The sequence below is a fragment of the Aeromonas media genome, from assembly GCF_000819985.1.
Taxonomy (GTDB): Bacteria; Pseudomonadota; Gammaproteobacteria; order Enterobacterales; family Aeromonadaceae; genus Aeromonas; species Aeromonas media.
This window is the reverse complement of record NZ_CDBZ01000228.1, coordinates 1-2,956: the sequence shown is the minus strand read 5'-3', so window position 1 is coordinate 2,956 and position 2,956 is coordinate 1. Positions and strand designations below refer to the sequence as shown.

The 2,956-nt window shown below is 62.2% G+C and carries 2 protein-coding genes; both read right to left on the bottom strand.

The window, feature by feature from the left end:
- Window positions 1-67: 67 nt before the first annotated feature.
- Window positions 68-1,873 (bottom strand): extracellular solute-binding protein, encoded by a 1,806-nt coding sequence (locus BN1127_RS20635; protein ID WP_197069674.1) that lies wholly within the window; start codon window positions 1,871-1,873, stop codon window positions 68-70.
- Between the two features lie 137 nt (window positions 1,874-2,010).
- Window positions 2,011-2,904, bottom strand: a complete 894-nt coding sequence (locus tag BN1127_RS20630) for an EamA family transporter (protein ID WP_042650699.1) — start codon at window positions 2,902-2,904, stop codon at window positions 2,011-2,013.
- Window positions 2,905-2,956: the final 52 nt, after the last annotated feature.

Here is a 2,956-nt window from a genome sequence, read left to right as displayed (position 1 = left end):
TAACTGATCAGCATTGCGCCACAGTGCGGGGTCTTTTGTTTGTGCCGAGCGAGAGCGTGGAGAGGGCTCAGGGCTTTTGATAGCGAGTGTCGATCAGAGTGACGGGAGGGAAGGTCTTGCCCTGCTTGATGGCGGCTTTGGTCTCCGCTTTCAGCTCCTCGTCAATCCAGAGCAGGCCACCGAAGCTGTAGCCCGAGTTGGCGCCATCCAGGGGCCAGTAGAGCAGATCGCTCTGGGGGGTTGCCGGGATCTTGGGCAGTTTTATCCAACGCCAGGCGCCTGCCCGGGTATAGGGGACCTGATAGGCAGGGACGAAGCTGGCCAGCTCATAGAGCCGCTGCTGGATCTGCCGTGAGAGTTCGGCCTTCTTGCCGAAGTCGAAGGCCTTGTCATATTGCTCCACCAGGGCCGAGATGGCGTCGTCATCGAGGTTCATGATGTTGTTGGTCTGGGGCTTGTTGGCGTTGACCTTGTGGAAGTGCTCCCAGTAGGCGGGATAGCGGCCACTGCTCCAGGCCATCCAGGCGCTCTGGTGCTTCTTCTCCAGCATGGATTTGAAGCCGGCGGAGGCATCCATCAGATTGAGCTCCAGATTGAGACCCGCCTTCTTCGCCTCTTCCCGCAGCAAGGTCAGGCGCTGGGCATGCTCGGCCGTGGTGTAGGTGATGCTGAGGGAGAGGGGTTGGCCCCTGTCGTTTTGCAAGATGCCATCCGGTCCCGTCTTGGTGAAGCCCGCCTTGGTGAAGTAGTCCCGCGCTAGCTTGGGATCGAAGGGGCGTGTCTTGATGTCGGTGTTGGTAAAGGCTCCCTGGCCCGAGCCGTAGCTGTTGAGGCGTTGGTAGTCCCCCCGCAGCAGGGTGGCGATCATCTTGTCGAGGGCGAGGGCGTACTGGATGCCGAGCCGCACATTGAGATCCTTGAGCAGCGGGTCGGTGGTGTTGAGGTAAAGCCCCATGGGGGACTGCGGGGTCTGGTTGTAGAACCAGAGCCGCTCGATATAGCCCTTCTCGAATTCGGCTGTCTTGCTCTTGTCGTGCCACCAGTTGGGCATGACCAGCGGGAAGCTGTCGAGATCGCCACGCAGGAAGTGCTGCCAGGCGATGTTCTGATCCCTGAGCACCTTGATCTCTATCCGGTCCGGGTTGAAGCGGTGCTGGAAGTAGCGCTCCCCGTCACCCCACCAATCCTTGACCCGGTTGAAGGTGACCGACTTGCCCTTCTTCAGCTCGCCAATCTGGTAGGCGCCGGTGACCGGCAGCACCTTCCAGTTGTACTCCTTGACCCAGTTGGCCGTGAGCTTGATGGCATGGCTCGGCTCCGGGCTGAACGGCAGGGATTCCAGCAAGTCCTCCCGGCTCTTCTCGGTGCCGCTGGTGATGGCGAGGGTGTGATCGTCGAACCTGGTCACCTCGCTTATCTGGGTGCTGTAGTAGTTGTTGTACCAGGGGTCGCTTATCTCCTTGCTGCGCATCATCTTGAGGGTAAATAGCCAGTCATCGGCGGTGACGGGCTGACCGTCCGACCAGCGTGCCCTGGGGTTGAGGCGAAAATAGAGGGTCTTGTGATCGGCGCCGAAGGCCCACTGGTTGGCCAGCATGGGAATGGGATTGCCGGTCACCGGATGGGTGGCGAGCAGGGGCAGATTGGTTTCACGAACGTAACCGGCGAAGCTGCCGTTGGAGTCGGGCCCATACTTGCGCAAGGTGAGCGGGAAGCTCGACATGAAGTCACGGAAGGTGCCGCCCCGTTTGGCCTGTGGATCGGCATAGACGGGGTCTGTGTCGTTGCTCTCCCACTTGAGATCCGCCGGCAGGGTGGCGCTCCAGCCAAAGGCGCTCCAGCAGAGGGGGAGAATCATGGCCGAGACCCGCATGACACGCGGCAAAGTGGGGATGACCGAGGGTGAACTGTGCAGCATGTCCTTGCTCTCCTGATGGTTGGCGTCCTGCCGGGGTCAAGCTGTGAGGCCCGTGAGGGCCTGATCCATCATGGGAAGTTTCCCCATCGAGGTCAATGTTCGGCTTGTGCCTTGAACAGCCTCATTTTTCCGCCCAGCAGATGGACCACGAAGCCGAGCAGCACCAGGCCCGAGCCCAGCCACTGCAGGGTCGTGGGGTGCTCATCGAGCAGCAGGGCGGCCGCCACCATGCCGACGCAGGGCACCAGCAGGGAGAGTGGCGCCACCTGGGCCACCGGATAGCGCATCAGCAGCCGCCCCCAGAGGCCGTAGCCAAGCCAGGTGGCGACCAGGGACAGATAGAGCACGCACAAGAGCCCCTGCCAGCTGAAGTTGAGCAGGCTGGTGGCAATGACATCGGGCCCCTCGAACAGCCAGGAGAGCGCGAAGAAGGGCAGTATGGGCACCAGGCCGCCCCAGGCGATGAGGCTGGGTAATGAAGTCTGATAGCGCAGCCCAATCTGGCGATTGATGACGTTGCCAAGGCCCCAGCAGGCGGCGGCGCACAGGGTCAGCACGAAGCCGAGCAGGGTAAGGTTGCCCTCGCCGTTGGTGGCGATGAGATAGAGGCCGGCCCACGCCAGCGGCAGCGCCACCCAGTGGTGGGGCTGCCAGCGCTCCCCCAGCCAGATCATGGCGAACAGCAGGGTGAACACCACCTGGGATTGCAGCACCAGGGAGGCCATGCCCGCCGGCATGCCGAACTTCATGGCGCAGAACAGGAAGGCAAACTGCCCCAGGCTGATGGCACCGCCATAGGCCAGCAGCCAGCGCCAGGGCATGGCGGGTCTGGGCACCAGCAAGATGGCGGGGAAGACAACGCCGACGAAGCGCAGCGCTCCCAGCAGCAGCGGCGGTATGCCCTCGAGCCCCCATTTGATCGCCACGAAGTTGAGTCCCCAGCAGAGAATGACCAGGGCAGCCAGACACTTGTCCTTGGCTTGCATACAGCGTCCTTGTGTGAGAAGCAGAGCCATGAGTTGACATCCTCCCCCACCT